This is a genomic window from Gemella sp. 27098_8_149, from assembly GCF_041433745.1.
Lineage (GTDB): Bacteria > Bacillota > Bacilli > Staphylococcales > Gemellaceae > Gemella.
Window position 1 is genome coordinate 1 of the sequence record NZ_JAPWCB010000010.1, and the last position, 23,548, is coordinate 23,548.

Below are 23,548 nucleotides of genomic sequence, written 5' to 3' on the forward strand. Positions count from 1 at the left end.
AACGGCACAGTTCCAAACGCAGAAGACAGTGTAAACAAAACCGGCTTACCGGAAGGTACGACTGTAACATGGAAAACAAATCCAGAAGTAAGTACACCAGGAAGTCATCCAGGAGTAGCGTTAGTACACTATCCAGACGGAACAGAAGACGAAGTCGAAGTACCAGTAGTTGTTCGTCATAGTAATGAAAAAGGAATACCAGAAGTTCAGCCAGCCTTACCGGAATTCAATGGAGGAGCGAATGGAGAACCAGAGGTTCAACCAGTCTTACCGGAATTCAATGGAGGGGTAAATGGAGAACCAGAAGTTCAACCAGCACTACCAGAATTCGCTGGAGGAGTAAATGGAGATCCAGAGGAACAACCAGCCTTACCGGAATTCAATGGAGGAGCGAATGGAGAACCAGAGGTTCAGCCAGCCTTACCGGAATTCAATGGAGGAGCGAATGGAGAACCAGAGGTTCAACCAGTTTTACCAGAATTCAACGGAGGAGTAAACGGAGAATCAGAGATTCAACCAGCTTTACCAGAATTCAACGGAGGAGTAAACGGAGAACCAGAGGTTCAACCAACCTTACCAGAATTTGCTGGAGGAGTGAACGGAGAACCAGAGGAACAACCAGCTCTACCAGAATTCAGTGGAGGAGTTAATGGAGATTCAGAAACTCCAGAATATGTTGAAAGAATAAATGATGAATCAAAAGTTCAACCTGTTATTCCGAATAAATCTTCTAAAATTACTAAACGCCTAGCTAATACAGGAGAAACTACAAATAATAGCGAATTGGCAGGGCTTGGCCTAGCTATAGTAGGGTTATTTGCGGCGATTAAACGTCGTAAAAACGATGAGGATTAGTTTGCAAAATAGATTCTTTTAGAAAAACACATAAAAATCCCTTGGAAAAACAAAATTCCAAGGGATTTTACATATTTTTAGTATTAAAAAAGGTCCGACATTGTCAGACCTTAAAAATTTAATTTATTATTTTTTTAGTAAATCACGGATTTCTTTAAGAAGTTCTTCTTTAGCATCAACTTCTTGTGTTTCTGCTTCAGCTTCTTCTTTAGACATTTTATCTTTAGCTGTGTTGATAGCTTTAACGAAGATGAAGATTGCGATTGCTGTAATTAAGAAGTCGATTGTGATTTGGATAAAGTTACCGTATTTGATACCTTCCCAAGCTAAGTTTGTGAAGTCTGGTTTAGCTGGGAATACAAGAGCGATAAGTGGCATCATAATGTCAGTTACTAATGAACTAACGATTTTACCGAAAGCAGCCCCCATGATAACCCCGATAGCTAGGTCTAATACATTACCTTTAAATGCAAATTTTTTAAATTCGTTTAACATGAAATACATTTCTCCTTCTAAAAATTTTTAATACTTCAGTATAATATATCAAAATTGAAATAAAATCAAGTATAAAGTTTAATTTTTTTTAAAAAAATTAAAGAAAACGTATCTTTATAATAATTTTGGCATTATTTAAATAAATTATTTGAAAATTAAAGGAGTTGACTATACAAATATACAACACTTAATATATAAATAACAGACTTAAATATATTAATAAAATAGAGAAGAAACATTATATAATTTCTTCTCTATAGTTGTATATTATTTTTCTTCTTCAACTTTATCTTTCTTTAAGAATTTGTTAAGTAGATTAGAAGCCTTAGCTTTATTTTCTTCTACTTTTTCAGAAAGATTTTCAATTTTTTGATCTGTATTTTTTTTGAATCCAGTAACATTAGATTTCATGTTATCTACAGATGATTGTAAACCATTGATAGATGTTGCTAATCCTTCTGCAGAATTGAATAATGGATCTAGTTTTTCAGATTTAACTTGTAAGTCTTCTGCTAGAATGTTTGTATTTTGTAATAAAATATTAGTTTCTGCCATGATTGGCTCTAAGTTACCTTCTACTTTCTTAACTGTTTCATTAAGATCTTTAGCAAGATTTAGTGCATCTTCTGCAATGTTTGTTACATCTTCTACACATTCAGTAGCAACAGTAAGTGATTTTCTAACAGTTCCAAGTGTGATTGCTGCGCTTATGCATAGGATTAATACTCCTACTCCCGCTAAAAAGATTCCAGCATAAGCTAAAATTAACCAGTTTATATCTAACATAATGTTTCCTCCTTTATAAGTCTTTATAATCAATTATATTTTAATATTGACTATAATACAACTAAATTATTTTGATTTTTGTTCGATAAATTTATGACAAAGTTTATTAATATTACCAGCTCCCATAAATAGGAATACACTATTGTCAAAGTTAAGTTTATCAAAATCATTTTCACTATTTATTATTTGAGCGCCTTTAGTTACTTTTTGTAGATCTTCGATTCCAACAATTTTTTCTTTCTCACGTACTGAAGCGAAGATTGGGCAAAGGAATACTCTATCTGCAGTTTCTAAGCTTTCAGCGAATTCATTTAAGAATTTAGCTGTACGTGTATAAGTATGAGGTTGGAAGATAGCGATAACTTCTTTTCCTTCATATTTTCTACGTGCGCTGTCGATAGTTGCTTTAATTTCACTTGGGTGGTGAGCATAGTCATCTACAATTACATTATTTCCAATTTTATGTTCGCTAAATCTTCTTTCAGCGGGTTTGTATTGATCAAGTGATTCTAGAATTTTTTCAACACTAATACCATTGATATCAGCTAAAGCTATAGCTGCTGTAGCGTTAGAAATATCGTGTAATCCAAATACTGCCATAGTAAATGTTCCTAGTAATTCAGAATTTTTATAGATGTCGAATTTACTGTGTTCTGATGTAGTTTGAACATTTTTTATTTGGTAATCATTTCCTTCATTGAAACCGTACTTAATAGTTTTTGCATTTGCAGGTTTAAGTTGAGAGGCTAAACGATCATCTCCACAAATTACTACAGTATCTTTTACTTGATTCACAAAGCTTTGGAATGCGTCAAACATATCATGTTCATCGTTGAAATAATCAGGGTGATCGAAATCAATATTAGTAACAATAGCGTAATCAGGATGATACGCTAGGAAATGTCTGTAATATTCACATGCTTCAGCTATCATAAACTCAGAATGTTTTTCACCATGTCCAGTACCATCCCCAATTAGGTATGATGTAATATGGTTATGTTTAAAGATGTTACTAGTCATAGTAGTTGTAGTGGTTTTTCCGTGTGCTCCAGTTACTGCAATTGATGGAATTTCAGAAAGTAATTTTCCTAAAAATTGAGAATAAGTGTAAGTTTTTAAACCTAATTCTTTAGCACGTCTATACTCAACATGTGTTTCATCAAATGCGTTACCTAAAATTACATCATATCCTTCTTTAATATTTTCTGCTCCATAGTAGAACATTGGAATGTTTCTTTGTTCTAGTTTTTCTTGTGTAAAAAAGTATGTTTCTTCGTCTGAACCTTGTACTTCATGCCCCATATCATAAGCAATTTGTGCAAGAGAGCTCATTCCAGAACCTTTAATACCTATAAAATGATATTTACTCATTATCATATCTCCTAAGTTGTCTTTATAAAATAAAAAATTTCCTTAATATTTTTTTCATAAGCAATTCAATTTTACACCAAATCTGATAAAAATTCAATAAATAGGGATTTTTTATATCATGGTATTTTCAAAAATTTTCTGTTTTTTTCATGTGATATATTATAGGAAGTGAGGGTAAGTTAAGTATTAACTTTAATATATTTGCTAAAGATTAACATATGTGTTTTTTAAAATTTTACTTAATATTTTCTATGTAGTATAATTTTAGAGTAAATATTTTTGTAAGGAGAATATGATGACTAAATTTTATGCGGTAAGAAAAGGAAAAAAAACTGGAATTTTTTCAACGTGGGATGAGTGTAAAGAGCAGGTTACAGGCTTCAAGGGTGCAGTTTATAAAAGTTTTAAGACTTTAGAAGAAGCAGAAGAGTTCGTAAAAGGTAATGAAGAAAAGATAGAGAATGTGGAAGCAGTCGATGGAGTGTATGCATATATAGATGGTAGTTTTGATAGAGTACGTGGCATCTATGGTTCTGGTGTAGTTATAGTAGATGGAGATAAGAAATATGAGTTCAAACATGCTGGGAATAGAGAAGATTATGCACAATTACATAATGTCGCTGGAGAATTAGAGGCGGCCAAATATGTAATGTGGTACGCAGTAGATAGAAAAATCAAAGAAATCACTTTATTTTATGACTATCAAGGAATAGAATCTTGGGCAACTGGGGATTGGAAAGCAAATCTTCCTTATACTCAAGATTATGTGAAATTTTATAATAAGGTAAAAGCAGTAGTGAAGGTTAATTTTGTAAAAGTTAAGGCACATACAGGTGTTGAACTTAATGAAGTAGTAGATAAGCTTGCGAAGGATGCAATTGAAGAATTTAAAGCGAATTAAATAAGAAATAGATTAAGTTGGGTAATGATTTGAAAATATAATTTTTGAGTCTTACCCTATTATTTGTTTAAGTGTTTAAATGTGTTATAATTATTAAAATACATAAATAAAGGAGGGTGAAAAATGGACAAAACGATAAATAATAAACAAATATTCAACAAAATTGCGACTCTTATATACAGAGATAAAAAACGTATAATAATTGCATTGATAGTCTCAATTGCATCTTATTATTTTACATTATACCCAACTGACAGATTGAGTTATATTGTTGATGGTATAGCAGGAGGAAATATTGACTTCGATGGTGTAGTTAATGAAATTCTAAGAATTGTTTTAGCCGGAATAGCACTGTATATAGTCTATTTCTTTAAAGAATACTATACGTTTATAGGATATGATAAAGTAATTAAGGATATGACCTATGATATTCAATATGATATTTATAGACATACTCCAGTATTTTTTAATAAATTTAGTATAGGTGAGGTAATTAGTAGATCGACCAATGATATTACAAACTATATTGCACCACTTTTTGGTTATGGTATTTTATTAATTTTTGATGGGATAATTTACAATTTATTTATAAGTGTTCTTATATTTAACAAATCGAATTTTATCTATTTATTGCTAATTCACATACCACTAGTAATACAAACTATTTATTTAGTAAGTAGACGAAAAGTACAAGAAAAGTACTATAATGAAATGGCGAAAACTATGGATGAAATTACAGAAGAGACTTTAGAAAATGTTAAAGGTATTCGAGTTATTAGAGCGTATAGCTTACTGGATAAAGTGAGAAATAGTTTTGTAGGAAAACTTAGAAGTTATGCTAGAAGTAATGAAGAATACATGAAAAAAACTCTTGTCTATCAACCGCTTAATACAGTATCGTTAGCGACAAGTTATGTTATAGCTGTAGCTTGTGGATTTTATTTTATTAGTTTAGGAATGATGACATTAGGGGAGTTAATCTCAGTCTGTGTAGTTATAGGTATGATTCAGTGGCCATACATTGCTTTATCTGAGTTAGTTATTATGATTATAGAAGTTCGACAAGCTACGAAAAGAGTCTTAGAGATCTCTGATAAAAAAGCTGATGTTAATAATGAACTAGCTGAAAGTAATTTTGAGTTTAATAGTAGTATTGAATTTAAGGATTTTAATTTCAGTTACGAGGATAATACTCATGTGCTAGAAGATATTAATTTTATTATTAATAAAGGTGAAACTATAGGAGTAGTAGGGAAAACTGGTAGTGGGAAAACGACATTTATCAAGCAACTATTGCGATTATATCCAATAAAAGAAAATACGTTACTTCTTGATGGCAAGGGGATTGAGAGATACAATGATTATTCAGTAAGAGCCAAGATAGGATATGCACCTCAAGAGTATCAGTTGTTTTCAAAATCTATAAAAGAAAATGTATTATTTTATAGATATGATTTAGAGGATAGATTAGACGAGGTGTTGGAACAAGCGGATATCAAGAAAGATATTAGTAGATTTAAAGATGGTATTAATACTCTTGTAGGAGAAAATGGTCTATCTTTATCGGGAGGTCAAAAACAACGTCTAGGTATAGCAAGGGCATTGCTATCTGATCCTGAAATATTAATACTTGATGACAGTTTAAGTGCGGTAGATTCTAATACAGAAAAAACTATTATAGAAAATATTAAGAAAACTCGAGAAGGTAAGACTAATATAATAGTAGCCCATAGGATTTCTGCAGTAAGGCATGCTGATAAAATAGTTGTATTAGATAATGGTAGAATATTAAATTTCGGAACGCATGAAGAACTTATTGAAAAATGCCCTTGGTATAAACAACTAGATGAGTATCAGAATAAGGAGGTAGAAGATGATGAAGAATAAAAATCCGTTATTTCAATTTCTTCCTTATATGAAAAAAGCAAAGAGATCTTATATAATAGGTTTTGTCTTTTCATTACTAAATGTAGGGCTAGGTGTTGCTGGTGTGTACGTGTTGTCGAAAGTTTTTGATGGAATAACTGGAGATTTAACACGTCAGATAATTCTAAAATCATTGGTGGTAGTAGCTGGTTATGGACTTATACTATTATGTTCGGGGATATCTAACTATATTAGAAATATTTACTTAGTAAAAGGAGCTAACGAGGTTTACGTTAGAATTCAGATGCAGGTATACGATCATATTCAAAGTCTGCCGATTAAGTATTTCGATAATATGCCCGCTGGTTCTGTAGTATCTAGGATAACGAGTGATGTAAACCAAATTAGAACATTTTTCGTTTCGACATTTGTGCAGATATTAATAATTGTGCTAAAGATTATTTTTTCTTATGTTATATTATTTTATGTGGATGTACGATTTGGATTATTTATGCTAGTGCTATTCCCGGTAATGTTTATAGTATTAAAAATTTACAACAAGTTATCTATAGATAGTATTAAGGGGTATCGACGTAAGTTTTCTCAAAGTAATGGAATAATAAATGAAAATTATCAAAACTTAGAGATTATTAAAGCATTCAATAAAGAAAAAGAAAGTATCGAAGATTGGAATAAACACAATGAAGAACGCTATAAATATTGGAAAAAATTAAATCTAGTAGATAGTCTATTACTTCATAATATAACTGGAGTATTTAGAATAGTGATTTTCATAGGTATTGTTTATTACTATTCGTATTCACATTTTAATAATGTTTATGGTATTACATTGGGTATGGTATATCTATTTATAAATTATACTACTGATATAATTTATAGAATCGCAGACTTTACGATGGGGATTTCTAATTATATAAGAGCGCAAGGTGCGGCTATAAATATTCAAGAGATACTTAAGTTAGATGTAGAGGAAGACAGTCACAACGATATTATAGAGGATGATTTCCGAGGAAATATTAAATTTGAAGATGTGTATTTTTCTTATAAAGATGATTTTTATGTGCTTCGTGATTTGAATCTTGAAATTAAAGAAAATCAAACTGTAGCCTTTGTAGGTCATACAGGAAGCGGTAAGAGTACTATTATGAACTTAATTGTTAAGTTTTACAGTGCGACTAAAGGTAATGTCCTAATAAATGATAGAAATATAAATGATTATAGTAAGGAGTACCTAAGAGAAAAAACTGCAATAGTCTTGCAAGATTCATTTTTATTCGAGGGAACTTTACTTGAAAATATTACTACTTCTAATGATGAAAAGATTGCCAGAGAGGCCTTGGCTAGAGTTGGAGGAGATTTCATATTAGAAAACCGCTCGTTGGACTCAAAAGTAGAAGTAGGTGGAAATAACTTTTCTACAGGTGAGAAGCAACTTATCTGTTTAGCTAGAGCTTTAGCTAAGGATCCTAAGATTTTGATTCTTGATGAATCGACGGCTAATATCGATAGCGAAACAGAACAAAATGTAAGTCGGGCTATAGAAGAATTAAAACAAGGACGAACAACGCTTATAATAGCTCATAGATTATCGACGATAAAAAATGCTGATATGATTTATGTCCTTAGAAAAGGAAAGGTAATTGAAAGTGGAACACACGAACAATTATTAGTTCTTGAAGGAAGTTACAAAAAAATGTATGAAACTCAAGTAAAAGGATAAAAAAAAGAGTGATTCGAAAATCAGGATTCGGTCAAACCTGATTTTTCGAGTCACTTCTTTTTTAATAATTATTTTTTGAATACAAATTCATATGCTAAATCGATGTCTTTGAATGAAATCATAACTGTTTCATAACCAAGTGGTTTGAAAAGTTCATTAACAGCAGTAGCAACTTTTTCACAAACTTCAACTGGACGGTGAACCCAACCAATTTCAAGATTTGCTCTGCTGATTTCTTCTCCATCAAGAATAGCAACACTCTCAACTAAGTCTAATGTGAATGCTTCGCGTGGTCTTTCGATTATTTCAGCAATAGTATCGAAAAGTTCAGCACTAACTTTTTTTAAGTCCTCTTTTTTAAATCCTCTAGCAACTATACGTGGCATAATAAACCTCCATTATTTGAATTCGTTTACTACAATTATATCACAATATTTTATATTTTTGTTGGGAAATGTTTAGAGATAGGATTTTTAAAGTTTTATGAAATTAAATTTCTGTTTATAATAAATATTTATAAATTTCATTATATGAGTAATTTGAAGAAAATATTGTGTTTTTTAGATGGTTAGTAGAAAGTGAAAAGTAAATTATTGATTATTTTACTTACAAATATTACCATTTATTAGAATAATATGGTATGATAGAAAGTAGGAAAAAAATATTAAAATAAATACTAAGGAGAAATTTTTATTAAACTTTTATATAAGAAATACTTTTCATTAATAATATTAATTTTAGTTTGCCTGGTGATATTTTTATTTTCTAGTCAACCGGGTGAGGAATCATCAAAGATTTCTAATGATTTAATCATAAGAAAATTAGGTCACTTTAGTGAATATATGACTTTAGGTTTTTTCTCTTTTTGTTATTTATCTAATTTTTTTATAGGAAATAACAAGATAAAAGATTTTAAAAAAACTGTTATATTAAGTTTTTTATTTTCTGTTATCTATGCCACTACTGATGAATTTCATCAAACTTTTGTTGTAGGAAGAGATGGAAATATTGTTGATGTATTAATAGATAGTAGTGGATCTTTAGTAGGGATATTACTTTCTAGTATTGTATATTTTCTCGTAATAAAAAAATAGTAAAAAATATTGTAGTTTTTAGTTGTATTTTTTTTAGAAAAGTTATAAAATAATTATTTAGATAAATAAAATTAAATTAAAGGAGGAGTTATTGATGCTTAAAGCGCTTATTATAGAAGATGACAAATTATTAGCTGCATCATTGAGAGCTGCAATTTCAGAAAAATTTGATGCTGATGTTTGTTATAATGGATTAGATGGACAAAGACTTATAAATGAGAACGTGTATGATTTTGTTATAGCTGATAGTATTTTACCAGGAATGGGCGGAATAGATCTACTGGATTACATTCGTGAAGAAAAAGAACTTAAAACACCAGTAATTGTAATAACTATAGCTGAATCAACAGAAGAAAAGGCTAGAGTTATGAAGCATAGAGTAACAGAATATCTACCACGTGTAGCGGATGCTTCTCTTTTATTGACAACAATGTCAAACTTACTTCAACGCGAAAGTAATTTGAAAGGTGAGAATGAGATTACTTATAAAGATTTAGTATTAGATCTTAAAAATGAATTGGTATCTTCAAATGGAGGTTCTTTAGACACCATTAAAGGAAAATACCTTGAATTATTATCATTCTTTGTAATCAATAATAATATCGTACTAGAAAAAGAAGAAATCTTCGATCGTGTATGGGGTGTTGATTCAGAAACAACTATTAATGCTATTGAGGTTTATATTTCTGGATTAAGAAAAGAATTAAGAAAAATTGGTTACGATAAAAATCTAAGAACTGTTCGTGGTGTTGGATACACATTTGAGTAGGTAGAGTATGGAATTTAATTATCCGATAGATTATACATTATACAATACTGATGAGATAACTATTATTATTAAATTTTTAGATTTAATTGAAGAATGTTATTTGACAGGGGTGGAACTTACAGAGTTTAAATCTGCATATAAAGCATTTAAAAGTGTAGTTCGAGCTAAGTCTGAGGAAAATACGTTATATCGTGAATTTAAAGAAATTACTGGATATGATGGTTATCAAGCAGTAAAAGAAATGAAAAATGAAAAACCAAAAATTAAGCTGTAATGCTTAGTTTTTGGTTTTTTCATTTGTTTCAAGAAATCCGAAATGAAACTTAGTGTTTTTTCTAACGATTCTAGTGAAATTATATTTTTCAAATATATTGTCTTTAAAGTGAGCTTTAATAATTATTTTATCTTTTCCGACGCGACTAGCTTCTTTTATGAATTCTTCGTATGGGAAACTTTTATCAGCTAACGGAGTAATCCCTGATAGATTTTCAGATTCTTTAATATTATGCGAGAACATTGGATCAAAGTATACTATATCAAATGAATTATCAGGAGTACTCTTTAAATAATCTATACAATCGTAGTTATAAGTTATGATTTTTCTCATCGCTTTGTTTATTTCCTCACTAGGAGACACATAATTTTTAAGTCCATTACTCGTAATGAGATGAATAATCTTATTCTTTTCAATAGCAGTAACATTGTGTCCGTAATAACTTAATAAAATACTATCACCTGCAAGCCCCATGGTGCAATCTAGAACACTTTGCTTTTCTTTACCTATTATTTCAACTAAAGGCTCATTGTCCGAATTTTTTATTTTTAATGCAGTCGTATCCAAATGGAAGAAAAATTCTGAATCGTTTTCGAAGTAACTTAGTTTATTTTTATAAACGACTATTACTCCTTTTGTGGTTTCTAGCAACTGTTTGATAGTAGTTTTATTTCTTTTGACATATTTCAAATTTAATTCATCAGCTAGTTTTTGTGCCGTATCATTTAATTCTAAGGTGGTTTTTACACTAGTTGTTACAATTATATTTTTCATTTATTATTAAAGTTTTCTCCTCTGTAATAATAATATCTACATTTTTATCGTACTGATCTATTGGAACTTTTTCTTGGAGAAGCTTATCATATGATAAACCTATACTTGTTTTATATTTGTTTTTTGCAAAATATTTATCGTAGTAGCCTTTCCCGTAACCAAGTCTATAGCCGTTCTTATCAAAAACAATCGAAGGAGTGATTACTAGGTCAATATTACCGTTAAAGTACTCGCAACTTGTTGGCTCGAGTACCCCGAAATGGCCTTCGGTTAATTCCTTCAGAGAAGTTATATGTACAAGATTCATCGTATTGTTGTCTATTTTTGGAACAAAAATTTGCTTTTTATTTATCCACTTTTTTATAAAAGGTATAGTTGCTATTTCGCTACCAAAGCCAACGTAGATAAACACTTTTTCAGCTAATTTGAATAACTCGTTGTTCTCAATAGTTGAAAAAATTTTAGTAGATGCATAGTCTCGATACTCTTCAGATAGCTTGTTTCTCTCAATAATAAACTTTTTTCTAAGTTCTTTTTTCATAGTAGATTCACCTCAATTTATATTATATCATAAAATTAAATACAATTTTAATTTGATTGTAGCATACGGGACATCTGAGGTTATGTAAATGAAAAAAAGTATATTTTATGTGTAATAAAAATTTTTAGCCTTTATTATTTCTAAAAGCTAATATAAAAACAAATATGGATTTTAACAATAAATATACTTATGATGAGAGTATATTTATTATGTATTAATTTTTAGAATTTTTATAATAATGTATGTACAAGTATAATCAAAATTTTAAGAAAATATAAATAAATGTAAAATCAGTTAATGTTGATACAAAAGGATTTCAAATTTTCAAAATACTAAGGCATTTATAGAAATAAAAAAATCTTAAATTATGATTTGATATATGTAAAGAAAGAAAGTAGTAAAATAAAAAATAATTATTCATTATTTAATGGAAATAATAGTATAAATATGATATAATATAAAAGAAAATTTATGAGAAAGGAATCTTCTACAAATAATGACAAATTCAGAAAAAAATAAAGATATATTAAGCACTGATGAATTGGGAAAAAATAGTAAAAAAGCAGATGATTATTCAAGTTTACTAGAAAAGATTAGAAAACAAGTAGACATAGAAAATTCTTCTACTTACACTAGAAAGCCGCATGACGAACAAACAGGTCTTGAAGAAACAGTCGTGATGCCTACTGTAAGTGAAGAAGTAGATGTTCATGCTGAAACAGTCGTACTCGACAGAAATGAAATAGTTCATGCGATCGAAAAAGAACAAGCAAAAGAAGTGAAGAAAGAAGAAGTGGAAGAAAATCCAGTTGTGTTAGAAGTTTTAGGACTTAAAAAACGTATTGGATTAAAAACAATAGTTGAGGATATTACTTTTGACATGCGCGAAGGTGAAATTATCGGACTATTAGGGCCAAACGGAAGTGGTAAGACTACTATAATGAGAATGATGGTAGGATTAACTAAAACAACTAAAGGGGATGTTTATTGCTTTGAGAAACCTTTAGGTTTAGGAAAAACTGCTATGCTTAAAGAAGTTGGAGCGATGATCGAAACACCTGAGTTTTATAACTATATGTCTGGATGGTCTAACTTAAAACAAATTGCTCGTGTTTGTGGTAAAAAAGTAACAAGAGCACGTATGAAAGAATTAGTAGAATTTGTTGGACTAAAAAAAGTTATTAGAAAGAAAGTTAAAACTTATTCTCTAGGTATGCGTCAACGTTTAGGATTAGCGCAAGCATTACTTAATGATCCTAAGGTACTTATTCTTGATGAACCTGTAAATGGTCTAGATCCACAAGGGGTGCAAGATTTCCGTAATAAACTTAAAGAGATAGCAGCTACTGGAGTATCTATTTTAATCTCGTCTCACCTATTAGACGAAATCGAAAAGGTTTCTGATAGAATTATCGTTATCGAAAAAGGAAAAATCATTGCAGATGATAAACTAGAAAACCTTGTGTCAGATGAAATTATTAAGACATTAATAAAAACACACGATGTAGAAAAAACAGAATTATTAGTAAGAGAATTAGGTATTAGATATGAGTTGACTAAAGATGGATTTGTATTCGAGAACTTAAGTCGTGAAGAAAAATCTCGTATTATTTCATATCTAGTTAATAATAATGTTGAGTTAGATACAATTCGTGAATTACATACATCATTAGAGGATCGATTCCTACAAATTACAGGAGGGGAGAGAAAATAATGAAATTACTAATAAATGAGTTTATAAAAGATTATAAAAAGAAAACTACATGGTTATATTTCTTACTATCATTTGGGATTATTTTATTAAATAGTTATTTTACAAAAAGACAGTTTGAAGACGGTATCGATGCTGTGAAAATCTTAAGCGGAATAACAGTAGTTTCTGCTGCATTAGCTATGGTATTTTCATTAATTATGTTAGCTAATAACTTATCGCAAGAATACTCAAAAGGAACTATTAAATTTTTATATACAAGACCTAAATCACGTTCTGCAATACTAACTGCAAAAATAGTTTTAGCATTTATCAACTATATTATTTTCTTAGTGGTAGGAACAGTATTTGACTTTTTAACAAAGTATTATATATTTTTCGATAGAAAAGTAGGATTAAATCACTTGAATGATACTATAGAAGAAGGATATTTTGGTAGAACAGTTGCTAGACAACTTATCATTACAAATTTATCAGATCTAGCGGTATATATCTTCTTTGTAGCTATGGTAGTATTGGTTTGTGTAGTGTTCAAAACACAAATTTTATCACTAGTACTAGTAATGTTATCTCTTTTAGGAACTTCGTTAATTCAAGCATTAACAGTTTTTGCAGTTTCAAAATATTCATGGGCAAAATACCATATGTTCGATGTACCGTTATTTAGCTCATATTATGCAAGTGAAGCAGGAAGACAAACTGTAAAAGAAATATTCAAATTTGATAATGCAAATGCATTAATTATTATGTTAGTAGCATATAGTGTTGTATTCTTTACAATTTCATATATTGTAAATGCAAGACGTGATATTACAATAGATTAAAATTAAAAGTTGTTAGGAGGTAGGTAAGATGAGAAGTTCATTAAAGAAAATTGAGCGAATTAAGGATATTTTAGATTTAAATGGAGATGTATTGACTTATAAATATACGGATGAAGAAATCCGATTTAATTTAGGGGAAGAACAGTTAAGTAGTATTTTTAGTAGATTTATTAAGAGAAATTTACCTAAAGTAAAAGAAGGACTAAAGGCTGGTAAGTTAGTAAAATGTCAAAGTGGATTAGGAGTTTCTTGTTTATTCATACCAAGTGAGAATGAAGAAGATTTCTACCTAATTACCCCATTTTTAGAGTACTTAATTCCAACAAAATTATTCCAAGAGTCATTAACTAAATACGGAGCAAGTATCAATGAATTAATTTGTGATGTATACTTTTCATTACCAATTACACCACGTAAAAAATTCAACTACTTAATAGAGTTATTAGTAGAAGATGAAAATGTTGACTTCTTAGACGCTATCGTTTTAATTGAAGACTCAAGTGTGAAAAACGTAAGAAGAGCATCTTCTAGAAAAAACACATATTTAAATGGAATTTTAGAGAGTGAAGTTAAATTTAAACGTGAAATATTAGAAGCTGTAGTAGATGGAAATATTTCTCGTGTAAATATGTTATTTGATCTACGTCATAGAAATCATGGAGTGGAAGAAAATCATATAGAACAAGGTGTTAATGTTCGTCGTAGAAAATCATATAATATGAATGATTTATTACGTTATGCTTTAGAACAACATAACGAAGATTACCTAGGGATTGAAGAACTATGGGTTAAGATTAAAAACAAACTTGATAACTACGATTTATCAGAAGATGTTATTAGAAGTTACTGTTTACTTGTAGATAGAAATAAATACAAAGATAAACAAGCTGTAGTGCGTAACTGTATTGCATATATTAATGATCGTATTTCTGAAAAAATCAGCTTAGACAACGTAAGTGATTACTTAGGTGTTAACAAGAGTTATCTATCTTCGATTTTTAATAAAGACATGGGGATTAGTATTGTAGACTATATTCACGATAAACGTATTTCTAATGCTTGTTATCTACTAGCGAATACTGATTTTTCTATCTCAGAAGTAGCTGATTATATTGGATACTTTGATACAAGTTACTTCATTAGAATATTCAAAACTCTAGTGAAAATGACACCTCTTAAATATAGAGAGTCATTATCGAAAAGATAATAATAAAAAGATTGTTGGCTAATATATTAGTCAATAATCTTTTTTGTTTTTCTGGTAGTTTAATTTATTGACTTTAATATATTTGTATTTTACTATTTGCATTAGAATAATTGTGGTATAATATAATCATTCTTAAAATAAGTTAATCATAGGAGATTGTAAATGATTTTTGCATTAGATGTTGGAAATACGAATATTGTACTTGGAGTATTTGGAAGTGATTATAAGATGCTGCACTCTTGGCGCATTGCGACAGATAATACTAAGACTGAAGATGAACTTTATGTTATTATTCGAAATTTCTTCATTGATAAAGGGATAAAGTTTGAAGATTTTGATGGAGTAGTTATATCAAGTGTAGTGCCTAAGATGATGTTTGCTCTAGAACTACTGAGTAAAAAATATTTTAAAAAGGAACCTATTATTGTATCTGCTGAAATTAATACTGGTATAAAAGTTCCGGAACCGTATAGTAGTAAACTTGGAGCGGATCGTGTTGTTGATATCGTAGGAGCGAAAGTTAGTTCATACTTACCTGCAATTGTTGTAGATTTTGGAACAGCGACTACATTTGATTGTGTCGATGAAGATATGAATTACTGTGGAGGAATTATTTGCCCAGGAATGAATATTAGTGCAGAAGCATTGTATGCAAGAGCTGCTAAGTTACCAAGAGTAGAATTTGAAGCTGTGAGTACTTCATTAGGCTTAGATACAACTAGCCAGATGCAAGCGGGATTATTCTATGGCTTCTTAGGACAATTTGAAAATATTATTAAGCATCTTAAACAAGATTTAGGTAAAGATTATAAGGTAGTATTAACAGGTGGTTTATCTAAATTTATCGCAAAGCATAGTAATGTAGTTGATATAGTTGATGAAGAATTAACTCTGAAAGGTATTATTGAATTATATAAAATAAATAAAGAGCAATAATATTATTTGTTAATAAGAAGAATTGAAGATTTACCACTTGAAAAGTAGAGGTAAGTCTTTTATTCTGAATATAGTAAAAACAAAGATTTTAGTGTAGTTTAAAAGGAGATAAATTGATATGAAAATTACTGTTTTTTGTGGTGCGAATAATGGTAGAAATGAAGCATATAAAGAAAATGCTAAAGAACTTGGAAAGTGGATTGCTGACAATAACCACACTCTAGTTTACGGTGGGGGTAAAGTAGGATTAATGGGTATTATAGCTGATACTGTATTAGAAAATAATAGTGAAGTTATTGGTATAATGCCTCAATTTTTAGTAGACAGAGAGATTAGCCATACCGGCATAACTGAATTTATTATTGTTGATGACATGTCTATAAGAAAAGAAAAGCTTGTTAATTTAGGTGATGTATTTGTTGCTTTGCCAGGAGGTCCTGGAACATTAGAAGAAATATCACAGGTGATTTCATGGGTTCGAGTAGGAAAAAAAGATGCACCATGTATTTTAATGAATGTTGACGGATACTATGATTTTCTGGAACAATATTTTGATAAGATGGTTGAAGAAGGATTCTTAACTAAAGTAGATAGACAAAGAACATTATTTACTGATAGTGTAGCTGAGATGCACGAGTTTATCGCAAATTATAATAATAAATAAGAAGTAGTTATGTTAGGGAGGTTGACTCAACAAAATCTTGTTTCTTAAGAAATCACGATTTTTGAGTCACTCACATAAAAAAATAGACAATAATAGAAATTAAATGTATAATAGAAAATCGTAAGAAATTTTTAGAAGTATAAGAATTTGAAAGGAAAATATTTTAATGAAAGATTATTTAATTAGAGGACTAGCCTTTAATGATGAAATTAGATTTTTTGTAACAAAAACTACAGATTTAGTAGAAGAAATCAGACAAAGACACGATGCGTATCCAACGGCGATTGCAGCAGTGGGACGTACTGCTACAGTTACTACTATGATGGGAGCTATGCTTAAGAGTGGAGATAGAATTGATGTAGCTGTGCGTGGAGATGGACCTGTAGGAACTATATATGCTTCATCAAATGAACTTGGAGAGACTACAGCATACGCGAAAAATATGCAAGTTCATATTCCAAGCAATGCACAAGGGAAACTTGATGTAAAAGGAGTAGTAGGTGGTGGTAATATCACAGTGGTGCGTGATTTAGGATTAAATGAAAAATACACTACTACATCACCAATTGTATCTGGAGAAATTGCTGAAGACTTCACATATTACTTCGCAGCTAGTGAACAAGTGCCTTCAGCAGTCTCTTTAGGGGTGTTAGTAGAAACTGACAATTCTGTAATAGCTGCAGGTGGATTCATTCTACAAGTACTTCCGAACGCTACTAATGAGACAATTACTAAGATAGAACAAGCGATAAGTAATATTAAACCAATTTCTACGCTTATTCATGAAGGGAAAACTCCAGAAGAAATTGCAAATATTATCTTTGGTGGAGAAGAAAACTACCGTATCTTACATAAAAATGACGTAGAGTTCAAATGTACATGTTCTAAAGAACGTTATGCTGATGCTCTGGTAACATTAGGTAAAGAAGAATTAGAAGATATTGCTAAACAAGAGACAACAGAATTAGTTTGTGCATTTTGTAAAGAAAAATATCATTTTTCTCAAAAAGAAATAACAGACTTATTAGAAAATTTAAAATAATATTATGAATAAAGAGCCTTAATGAATAACATTTCATTAGGCTCTTGAATTTTCAATGAAAGTTTGGTATCATAAATAAAATTACTCAAAGTTTATATAGGAGGAGTTATGGAATTACTAAGAGAAATGGTTATTACCGATGGTAAAGTTTATGATAATAATGTCCTTAAAGTTGATTCATTTTTAAACCATCAAATCGATGCTGGTTTAATGATGAAAATGGCAGAATCTTTTTACGAGTATTTTAAAAAAGAGAAGATAACGAAGATTTTGACAATTGAGGCAAGTGGTATTGCACCAGCAATTATGGTTGCTAATTTATTTAAAGTGCCGATGGTGTTTGCTAAAAAGAGTAAGCCATCTACTTTGAAAAATAATGATGTGTATACTGCAGAAGTTCATAGCTATACTAAAAATATAACTAATACTATAGTAGTTTCTGAAAAATTCATTAATAAAGATGATAAAGTTCTTATAGTCGATGATTTCCTTGCTAACGGGCAAGCTACATTAGGACTTATGGAAATAGTAGAACAAGCTGGTGCCGAAACTGTGGGTGTTGGTATCTTAGTTGAGAAAAGTTTCCAAGATGGTAGAAAATTATTAGACGAGAGAAATGTAAATGTTTGTTCTTTATGTAGAATAGCTTCTCTTGAAAATAACGAAGTTAAATTTAATATATCAGATGATGAAAAATAAGAAAGGATTTTAATAAAATGTGGGAAAATAAATTTCAAAAAGAAGGTTTAACATTTGATGACGTACTATTAGTACCAGCAAAAAGTGATATCTTACCTAAGAAGGTTGATTTAAAAGTTAGTTTAACGGAGAAAATCAAATTATCAGTACCTGTTATTTCTGCTGCAATGGATACAGTAACAGAACACAAAATGGCGATCGCAATGGCACGTGAAGGTGGTCTAGGTGTAATTCACAAAAATATGAGTATTGAAGAACAAGCAGAGCAAGTAAGAAAAGTTAAACGTTCAGAAAGTGGAGTAATAACTGATCCTTTCTTCCTTACACCAGATAGCTTAGTATATGAAGCAGAAGAGTTAATGCAACAATACAGAATTTCAGGTGTACCTATTGTAAACAATGAAAAAGATATGAAAGTAGTAGGAATCATCACCAACCGTGATATGAGATTCTTAACTGATTTTGATATTAAAATTAGTGAAGTAATGACTAAAGAGCACCTTATTACTGCTCCAGAGAAAACTACTTTAGAAGAGGCTAGTGAAATCTTACGTAGCCACAAAATTGAGAAATTAATCTTAACTAATGAAGAAGGAAAATTAACAGGATTAATTACAATTAAAGATATTGAAAAATTAGCTAAGTACCCTAACTCAGCAAAAGATGCTAAAGGACGTTTATTAGTAGCTGGATCTGTTGGTATCACAAACGATACAGTAGACCGTGTAGATGCTTTAGTAGCCGCTGGAGTAGATGCTATCGTAGTTGATACAGCTCACGGGCATTCTAAAGGAGTATTAGATGCTGTTAAAACATTAAGAACAAACTATCCTAACCTAGACATTATCGCAGGTAACGTAGCAACTGGAGAAGCTGCTCGTGATTTATTCGAAGCAGGGGCAGATGTTGTTAAAGTTGGTATTGGACCAGGATCAATCTGTACTACTCGTGTAGTTGCAGGGGTAGGTGTACCGCAAATAACTGCTATCTATGACTGTGCGACAGTAGCTCGTGAATTAGGAAAAACAATCATAGCTGATGGTGGAATTAAATATACTGGTGACGTAGTAAAAGCTATCGCAGCTGGTGGACATGCTGTAATGTTAGGTTCTATGCTTGCGGGTTGTGAAGAATCACCAGGTGAATTAGAAATCTTCCAAGGTAGAACATTTAAAGCATACCGTGGAATGGGATCAATTTCTGCGATGGAAAAAGGATCTAAAGACCGTTACTTCCAAGAAGACGGTAAAAAGTTAGTTCCAGAAGGAATCGAAGGACGTACACCTTATAAAGGTGCTGTTTCTGAAACAATTTACCAAATTATTGGTGGATTACGTGCAGGTATGGGTTACACAGGTTCACGTGATTTACGTGCACTTCGTGAAAACTCACAATTTGTTCGTATGACAGGAGCAGGATTAATCGAATCTCACCCACATGACGTTCAAATTACAAAAGAAAGTCCAAACTACTCTAAATAATAATTATGAATAATAAAGAAGCTAGGATCTTGAATTTCAAGTTCCTAGCTTTGTTTTATTTCTTAGATTTGTTTAGTTAAATCGATCATCTCAAGAAGGCCTTGGGCGCAGTCGCTACCTTTGTTTCCTGCTTTTGATCCAGCTCTTTCAATAGCCTGATCTATGTCTTCAGTAGTTATAACACCGAACATAACTGGAATGTCGCTATTAAGACTAATGTGACCAACACCTTTTGCAACTTCGTTACAAACTAGGTCATAGTGACTAGTGCTTCCACGAATAACACTCCCTAATGTAATAACACCATCGTATTTATTTGTAGCTACTAATTTTTTAGTGATAAATGGAATTTCAAATGCCCCAGGAACCCAGTAAACATCGATATTTTCTTCTTTTACTTCGTTTCTAATTAGGGTATCCTTAGCTCCACCTAATAATTTAGATGTAATAAATTCGTTAAAACGAGCTACTACAATTGCTACTTTAATATCTTTACCTATAAATTTTCCTTCAAATGTTGTCATAATAATATTCTCCTTATATGTCTAAAAAGTGATTAAATTTAATTTTTTTTGTTTGTAAATAGTGTTTATTTTCTTTTTGTGGTTTTATATTTATTGGAACACGGTCTACCACATTAATTCCTAGAGAGCTTAGTTGCTCTACTTTGTCAGGATTATTCGTAAGAAGTTTTACCGATTTAATCCCTAAGTAATCAAGCATGTCTACGGCTATAGTATAGTCTCTTTCATCGGGAGCAAATCCTAGTTGAACATTGGCCTCGTAAGTATCAACGCCTTGTTCTTGTAGTTGATAGGCAAGAAGTTTATTTCTTAATCCTATTCCTCGTCCTTCTTGTCGTAGATAAAGAACTGCTCCGCGACCTAAGTCTGAAATCTTTTGTAGAGCAGCATGTAGTTGTTCCCCACAGTCACACCTGTGTGAAGTGAAGACATCACCAGTTAAGCACTCTGAGTGAACACGTATTAATAAAGGCTCTTCAGAAGTCAAATCACCTTTACTAATTATTAAATGTTCTTTATTAAATTCGTCTTCGAATAGCTGTAAATCAAAATCACCAAATTCTGTAGGTAATTTTACTTTGACACTATCTTCAAATGACAAAAAACGTGTTAGTTCATCCAAATCAACAACCGTTAAATTCCATTTTTTAGCGAATTCATATAAGTCATCTCTTCTAGCCATAGTGCCATCTTCATTCATAATTTCACAGATGTATGTAGCTTCTGTACTATTAGCTAATCTTGCTAAGTCTAAACTTGCTTCTGTGTGACCGCGACGAACCTTGATTCCACCGTCACGACCGATTAGTGGGAACATATGTCCAGGTCTATTGAAATCATCAGGTCTAGAATTAGGACTTGCTAATTCTTTTATAGTTGTTGCTCTTTCGAAAGCTGAGATTCCCGTAGTTGATGTTTTGTGGTCGACGCTCACAGTGAATGCAGTCTCATGTGGATCTGTATTTTTATCTAGCATAGAGTGCAGATTTAATCTTTTAGCTATTTCAGTTGAAACTGGTGCGCAAATTAATCCACGAGCATGTTTTGCCATAAAATTAACAGTTTCACCTGTAACGAATTCTGCTAGTCCTACTAAATCTCCTTCAGCTTCTCTGTCATCATCATCGATAAGAACGATTAATTTTCCAGCTTTTAAATCTTCTATTGCTTGTCTTACGTTATTAATCATTAAACTTTCCTCCAAATAGTTTTAATTGAGCTTTTATGTATTTTGCTAATATATCTGTTTCTATATTTACACTATCGCCAATTTTTAATTTTTCTAAATTCGTATGTTTAGCTGTATGTGGAATTAGCGATACCGTAAATTTGTTATTATCACAAGTTACTACTGTCAAACTTATCCCGTTAATTGTAATAGATCCTTGGTTAATAATTTCACCTTGGAATTTACTTGGATAAGAAAAAGTAAGTAGGATGGCATTTTCGTCTTTTTGTCTTGCTGCTAATTGTGCTAAACCATCACTATGTCCAGAAACAATATGACCTTCAAATCTATCTGAATGTCCCATTGCAGGTTCTAGGTTGACAGCGTCATTTATTTTCAAATCTTTAAATGTCGTTCTTTTATAAGTTTCTGGCATAATATCTACAGTAAACTGTGATGAACTTTTTTGTACACATGTTAGACATACACCGTTTACCGCCATACTATCACCAATTTTGTATGTTTCTAGTAAATTCTTACTCGCTTGAATAGTTAGTTTTATACTGTGGCTAGACTTGATAATTTTTACTATTTTACCTTGTTCTTTTATTAATCCTGTAAACATTGAGATATTCTCCTTCCTGAGATACGTATATCTTCGCCAAGTTTAGTAATCTTAGTATCATGAAGTTTTATTTTTTCATTTGTTATTCTACTACTAGTGAATGATGAAGTATTGTTCCCCCCTAAAAGAATAGGTGAGATATAAGTTATGACTTCATCCCAATAACCGCTAGCTAAAAATTGATCGTGAATGTTAGGTCCACCTTCTACATAAACCGATTGAATACCTAGTTTCGCAATTTCTGATAAAATTTCTTTTATGCTGAAATCATTAGGTGTGATAAGAGTCACATGTGAAGGTAAGTTTTCGTGTTTAACTTTTGTGAAAACTATAACTTCAGATGAACTATTGTTAAATAAGTTAAGATTACTTTGTTCAAAGATAGAGCCTTCAGCATCTAGGACAATTCTTTTTGGTGGGAACAGTGATGTATTAGCGCCAAGTAATGTTGGATTATCTATTAATACCGTTTTGGCACCTACGAGAATTGCTTGATAATTATCTCGTTCATTTCTGACAAAATCATAGACTTCTTTACCGGTAATCTGTGTTCTTTCATCGGTAAAGGCTAGCTTTCCATCGAGACTAGTAGCTTGTTTTAAAACTACATAAGGTCTTTTTTCAGTATGATATAGATTATAAGCGTAGTTTAAATTATAAGCCTCTTTTTTAAGAATACCAGTTATTACTTCGATACCATTGTCCTGCAAGTATTTGATACCTTTTCCACTAACGATAGGATTAGGATCTAATTGAGCAACGACTACCTTTGAAATTCCCATTTCTATGATAGCATCTGTACAAGGTGGTTGTTTCCCTTTATGATTACAAGGTTCTAGCGTAACGTATAGTGTTGAATTAAATAATTTTTCAGGAGTTTTGCAAGTAGAAATTGCATTTTTTTCAGCATGTTCACAGCCGTATCGAAGGTGCGAACCTCTTGCGATAATTTCATTATCTTTTATAATAACTGCTCCAACCATTGGATTAGTATGTGTATACTTAGCACCACGCTTGGCTTCAAGAAGAGCAAGATTCATAAAATATTCATGCATATTATCAACTCCTTTCTAAAAATAAAAATCCCAATTACATTTGAATTTCAAATTTAATCGGGATTGATGGTTAGTTTTATATTCGATTAATACACCTTAGTACTCTTAGATGCACCATAGGCTATAAAAATATTCTCGATAAAGC

At 30.9% G+C, this 23,548-nt stretch carries 25 protein-coding genes; 15 read left to right on the top strand and 10 right to left on the bottom strand.

The features are described 5' to 3' along the window. A partial coding sequence (locus O3801_RS05480) for a Rib/alpha-like domain-containing protein (RefSeq protein ID WP_371454332.1) occupies positions 1 to 855 on the top strand: 855 nt, incomplete at its 5' end. A 126-nt stretch (positions 856 to 981) separates the two neighbouring features. On the opposite strand, the gene mscL is transcribed toward O3801_RS05480, so the two are convergent. The 3 genes from mscL to murC form a co-directional block, all read right to left on the bottom strand. Beyond that, the gene (gene mscL, locus O3801_RS05485; RefSeq protein ID WP_371454333.1) at positions 982 to 1,350 is read right to left on the bottom strand and encodes a large conductance mechanosensitive channel protein MscL; all 369 of its coding nucleotides are present in this window, start codon (positions 1,348 to 1,350) and stop codon (positions 982 to 984) included. A 267-nt stretch (positions 1,351 to 1,617) separates the two neighbouring features. Further along, entirely contained in the window at positions 1,618 to 2,136 is a 519-nt protein-coding gene (locus O3801_RS05490; RefSeq protein WP_060914209.1) for a DUF948 domain-containing protein, read from the bottom strand. A gap of 66 nt (positions 2,137 to 2,202) precedes the next feature. Next, the gene (gene murC / locus O3801_RS05495) at positions 2,203 to 3,507 is read right to left on the bottom strand and encodes a UDP-N-acetylmuramate--L-alanine ligase (protein ID WP_371454334.1); all 1,305 of its coding nucleotides are present in this window, start codon (positions 3,505 to 3,507) and stop codon (positions 2,203 to 2,205) included. Between the two features lie 295 nt (positions 3,508 to 3,802). Here murC and O3801_RS05500 point away from each other — a divergent pair, with 295 nt between their 5' ends. The 3 genes from O3801_RS05500 (at position 3,803) to O3801_RS05510 (ending at position 8,015) form a co-directional block, all read left to right on the top strand. After that, on the top strand, positions 3,803 to 4,408 hold the full coding sequence (locus O3801_RS05500; RefSeq protein WP_371454335.1) for a ribonuclease H1 domain-containing protein: 606 nt from the start codon (positions 3,803 to 3,805) through the stop codon (positions 4,406 to 4,408). 123 nt (positions 4,409 to 4,531) lie between these two features. Then, entirely contained in the window at positions 4,532 to 6,295 is a 1,764-nt protein-coding gene (locus O3801_RS05505; RefSeq protein ID WP_371454336.1) for an ABC transporter ATP-binding protein, read from the top strand. Beyond that, complete coding sequence (locus O3801_RS05510; protein WP_371454337.1) at positions 6,285 to 8,015, top strand: ABC transporter ATP-binding protein; 1,731 nt, start codon at positions 6,285 to 6,287, stop codon at positions 8,013 to 8,015. The genes O3801_RS05505 and O3801_RS05510 overlap by 11 nt, the downstream gene beginning before the upstream one ends. Positions 8,016 to 8,083: 68 nt before the next feature. Here the strand turns inward: O3801_RS05510 and O3801_RS05515 are convergent, their stop codons facing one another. Next, positions 8,084 to 8,401, bottom strand: coding sequence for a DUF1904 family protein (locus O3801_RS05515; protein WP_371454338.1), 318 nt, complete (start codon positions 8,399 to 8,401; stop codon positions 8,084 to 8,086). Positions 8,402 to 8,749: 348 nt separating this feature from the next. Here O3801_RS05515 and O3801_RS05520 point away from each other — a divergent pair, with 348 nt between their 5' ends. The 3 genes from O3801_RS05520 to O3801_RS05530 all read left to right on the top strand — a co-directional run bounded on the left by O3801_RS05520 (position 8,750) and on the right by O3801_RS05530 (position 10,152). Then, complete coding sequence (locus tag O3801_RS05520) at positions 8,750 to 9,109, top strand: VanZ family protein (RefSeq protein ID WP_371454360.1); 360 nt, start codon at positions 8,750 to 8,752, stop codon at positions 9,107 to 9,109. A 94-nt stretch (positions 9,110 to 9,203) separates the two neighbouring features. Next, complete coding sequence (locus O3801_RS05525; protein ID WP_294683329.1) at positions 9,204 to 9,878, top strand: response regulator transcription factor; 675 nt, start codon at positions 9,204 to 9,206, stop codon at positions 9,876 to 9,878. Between the two features lie 7 nt (positions 9,879 to 9,885). Continuing rightward, on the top strand, positions 9,886 to 10,152 hold the full coding sequence (locus tag O3801_RS05530) for a UPF0223 family protein (RefSeq protein WP_060913598.1): 267 nt from the start codon (positions 9,886 to 9,888) through the stop codon (positions 10,150 to 10,152). Between the two features lie 3 nt (positions 10,153 to 10,155). Here the strand turns inward: O3801_RS05530 and O3801_RS05535 are convergent, their stop codons facing one another. Further along, positions 10,156 to 10,926: a class I SAM-dependent methyltransferase gene (locus O3801_RS05535; protein ID WP_294683330.1), complete on the bottom strand. Its 771-nt coding sequence runs from the start codon at positions 10,924 to 10,926 to the stop codon at positions 10,156 to 10,158. Further along, entirely contained in the window at positions 10,901 to 11,467 is a 567-nt protein-coding gene (locus tag O3801_RS05540; protein ID WP_294683331.1) for a 5-formyltetrahydrofolate cyclo-ligase, read from the bottom strand. The genes O3801_RS05535 and O3801_RS05540 overlap by 26 nt, the downstream gene beginning before the upstream one ends. Before the next feature lie 496 nt (positions 11,468 to 11,963). Between O3801_RS05540 and O3801_RS05545 the strand changes: the two genes are divergently transcribed. The 8 genes from O3801_RS05545 (at position 11,964) to guaB (ending at position 20,031) form a co-directional block, all read left to right on the top strand. Next, positions 11,964 to 13,181 (top strand): ABC transporter ATP-binding protein, encoded by a 1,218-nt coding sequence (locus tag O3801_RS05545; protein WP_294683332.1) that lies wholly within the window; start codon positions 11,964 to 11,966, stop codon positions 13,179 to 13,181. Continuing rightward, on the top strand, positions 13,181 to 14,002 hold the full coding sequence (locus O3801_RS05550; RefSeq protein WP_294683333.1) for an ABC transporter permease: 822 nt from the start codon (positions 13,181 to 13,183) through the stop codon (positions 14,000 to 14,002). Before O3801_RS05545 ends, O3801_RS05550 begins: the two co-directional genes overlap by 1 nt. Before the next feature lie 28 nt (positions 14,003 to 14,030). Continuing rightward, a complete protein-coding gene (locus O3801_RS05555; protein WP_371454340.1) occupies positions 14,031 to 15,209 on the top strand; it encodes a helix-turn-helix transcriptional regulator in 1,179 nt (392 codons plus the stop codon). 162 nt (positions 15,210 to 15,371) lie between these two features. Next, positions 15,372 to 16,145, top strand: a complete 774-nt coding sequence (locus tag O3801_RS05560; RefSeq protein WP_371454341.1) for a type III pantothenate kinase — start codon at positions 15,372 to 15,374, stop codon at positions 16,143 to 16,145. A gap of 118 nt (positions 16,146 to 16,263) precedes the next feature. Beyond that, the gene (locus tag O3801_RS05565) at positions 16,264 to 16,809 is read left to right on the top strand and encodes an LOG family protein (protein ID WP_371454342.1); all 546 of its coding nucleotides are present in this window, start codon (positions 16,264 to 16,266) and stop codon (positions 16,807 to 16,809) included. 166 nt (positions 16,810 to 16,975) lie between these two features. Beyond that, a complete protein-coding gene (hslO, locus tag O3801_RS05570) occupies positions 16,976 to 17,851 on the top strand; it encodes an Hsp33 family molecular chaperone HslO (protein WP_371454343.1) in 876 nt (291 codons plus the stop codon). Positions 17,852 to 17,959: 108 nt separating this feature from the next. After that, positions 17,960 to 18,550 carry a xanthine phosphoribosyltransferase gene (locus O3801_RS05575; RefSeq protein ID WP_371454344.1) on the top strand — a complete coding sequence of 197 codons (591 nt, stop codon included), beginning with the start codon at positions 17,960 to 17,962 and terminating at the stop codon, positions 18,548 to 18,550. A 17-nt stretch (positions 18,551 to 18,567) separates the two neighbouring features. Then, positions 18,568 to 20,031, top strand: a complete 1,464-nt coding sequence (gene guaB, locus O3801_RS05580; protein ID WP_294683339.1) for an IMP dehydrogenase — start codon at positions 18,568 to 18,570, stop codon at positions 20,029 to 20,031. A gap of 62 nt (positions 20,032 to 20,093) precedes the next feature. Here the strand turns inward: guaB and ribH are convergent, their stop codons facing one another. Genes ribH through ribD form a run of 4 tightly spaced genes read right to left on the bottom strand, consistent with a single transcriptional unit; the run spans position 20,094 to position 23,403 of the window. After that, positions 20,094 to 20,555, bottom strand: a complete 462-nt coding sequence (gene ribH, locus O3801_RS05585) for a 6,7-dimethyl-8-ribityllumazine synthase (RefSeq protein ID WP_004263049.1) — start codon at positions 20,553 to 20,555, stop codon at positions 20,094 to 20,096. Positions 20,556 to 20,568: 13 nt separating this feature from the next. After that, positions 20,569 to 21,744 carry a GTP cyclohydrolase II gene (gene ribA, locus O3801_RS05590; RefSeq protein ID WP_294683340.1) on the bottom strand — a complete coding sequence of 392 codons (1,176 nt, stop codon included), beginning with the start codon at positions 21,742 to 21,744 and terminating at the stop codon, positions 20,569 to 20,571. Beyond that, positions 21,737 to 22,348, bottom strand: coding sequence for a riboflavin synthase (locus tag O3801_RS05595; RefSeq protein WP_004263116.1), 612 nt, complete (start codon positions 22,346 to 22,348; stop codon positions 21,737 to 21,739). The genes ribA and O3801_RS05595 overlap by 8 nt, the downstream gene beginning before the upstream one ends. After that, positions 22,333 to 23,403, bottom strand: coding sequence for a bifunctional diaminohydroxyphosphoribosylaminopyrimidine deaminase/5-amino-6-(5-phosphoribosylamino)uracil reductase RibD (gene ribD / locus O3801_RS05600; protein WP_294683341.1), 1,071 nt, complete (start codon positions 23,401 to 23,403; stop codon positions 22,333 to 22,335). Before ribD ends, O3801_RS05595 begins: the two co-directional genes overlap by 16 nt. Between the last annotated feature and the right edge of the window lie 145 nt (positions 23,404 to 23,548).